Raw genomic sequence first — 2024 nt, 5'->3', positions numbered from 1 at the left:
CGTCACAGTATAGGTTCCTGCTGAGTTAATTGTTGCTACTGCCGTATTGGCTGAGTAGGAATTTGGTCCTGACCATTGGTAGCTTGTACCTCCCGAGGCGGTTCTGGTTACACTCGTCACCGAACAGGTCAGATTCGTTGAGCCAGTTATGCTCGGACTTGGAGCAGTGCCATCCAAACTTATTGCCGTAGTAGCTGTAGCTGTACATCCATTGCTTCCTGTCACCGTCACAGTATAGGTTCCTGCTGAGTTAATTGTTGCTACTGCCGTATTGGCTGAGTAGGAATTTGGTCCTGACCATTGGTAGCTTGTACCTCCCGAGGCGGTTCTGGTTACACTCGTCACCGAACAGGTCAGATTCGTTGAGCCAGTTATGCTCGGGCAGTTGGTGGATTATTAATTGTAACATTAACCGTCACAAATCCACTTCGACAAGCCCCATCTTCGCATCGAACATTATAAGTTGTTGGTGATGTGAGATTTGGTGTTACATAAGGTGAGCCAGTAAATGGAATGGCCACCAAACTTGCATTGTACCAAACCACCGAACTATTGGCACAAGCAGCTGTTAATGAAGCAGTTGCACCATTACATATACTTACATTGCTTGTGCCTGTCGGATTTGATGGTGTAGAACTTACCGTAAATGCAAAAGCATCACTTGCACACTCAAAGGTTCCTGCATTAAAATTTGACACCCTAATAGTATGATTCCCTACGGGAACGCTACCGATTGTAGTGGTAAAGTTTCCACCATCTAAACTATAATAAGGCGTATTTGGAACATTGGTAGCCGCTACAGTAATATTAGTTGCACCACAAGTATTACTTTTGGTTACACCAGTAATAACGGCCTTTGTAGGTATATTTATTACTACATCAGGCGAACTCGTTTGTAGCCCACATCTGTCTCGAACCGCGACTCGATAAGTTCCACTTGATGGTATCGTGAATGTACTTGCAGTTGAAAAAGTCCCAAATGAATTACAGGCAGTTCCTGTGCAAAGTCCATAGGTATAGGGTCCGCCACTTCCACCACCACCATAGCCACTCAATACAGACCCTCCATCACAATCAAGTGCTGTGGTTGTAGATAGGGTTGGAGTAGATGTGAGGTCTCCTACAACCAAATTCGCAGAATTGGAAATTGTTCCGCAGGCATCAGTTACTCTAACGATATAAGTATTAGCTGCGAGACCCGCAAACACACTATCTGTCTGAGGTCCTGCTATAATAGCACCCGATGACTGTAATACTATTGAAAAAGTTCGAGGTAATGAACCTCCTGAAGCAGATGCTGCAATAACTCCTGATGAGCCGCCGCTACATGTAGGGGAAATACTCCCAGTTGCCGTTAGAGCAGGTACGGAATTATCTATAATGGCCTCAACTGTGCCCAAAGCTCCACATTGGTCCGTTATTCTAACAGTATAAGTTCCAGCTGCTAAATTATTAAAAACAGGGCTGGCTTGGGTGACTCTTACCAGTACTGTATTTGCTGCATTATAAAGAGCATAGCTAAATGTACCTCCAGCAAATGTTGCACCCGCACTAGGAGTAACAACTATTCTTCCTGTTGATGAAGAAACACATGAGGGTGTAGTTACTACAGAACCTGTTGGTGCAGTAGCTGCAGGGAAAAGTAGAGGAGTAGAGCTCGTAACAGCGTTGCCACAATCATCGGTTGTCCTGACTAAATAACCAGTGGCGTTATCAGGTACATTGGTGAAAGTGGTACTAGTTTGTGGAGCCATTACTACTGCCGATGTTACGGCATCAATCAAACTATATCTGAACGGAGGTAAACCACCACCAGATTGAACTGTCACTTTTATAACACCTGTATTACTACTTGAGCAAGATGCGGTAGTTGCACTAATGGTAGCAGTTGTAATTGCAGAGGGGTTATTTATTGTCCCAGTTGTTGTACTTGTATTTCCACAAACATCAGTGACTCGAATAGTATGAGTAGGAGTGCCAGCCACTGGAGTAATATTAGAAAAAACGTTACTGGCCTGAGGCCC

At 44.4% G+C, this 2024-nt stretch carries 1 protein-coding gene and 1 pseudogene; both read right to left on the bottom strand.

Going from position 1 to position 2024, the window contains the following annotated elements; all coding sequences use genetic code 11:
• Positions 1-345: pseudogene (locus EGI31_RS14810) on the bottom strand (GDSL-type esterase/lipase family protein); the annotation flags it as partial.
• 26 nt (positions 346-371) lie between these two features.
• A partial coding sequence (locus EGI31_RS14805; protein WP_255037954.1) for an immunoglobulin domain-containing protein occupies positions 372-2024 on the bottom strand: 1653 nt, incomplete at its 5' end.

Source organism: Lacihabitans soyangensis (genome assembly GCF_024343775.1).
GTDB classification, from domain to species: domain Bacteria; phylum Bacteroidota; class Bacteroidia; order Cytophagales; family Spirosomataceae; genus Leadbetterella; species Leadbetterella soyangensis.
This window is presented reverse-complemented; position numbering and strand designations above follow the sequence as displayed.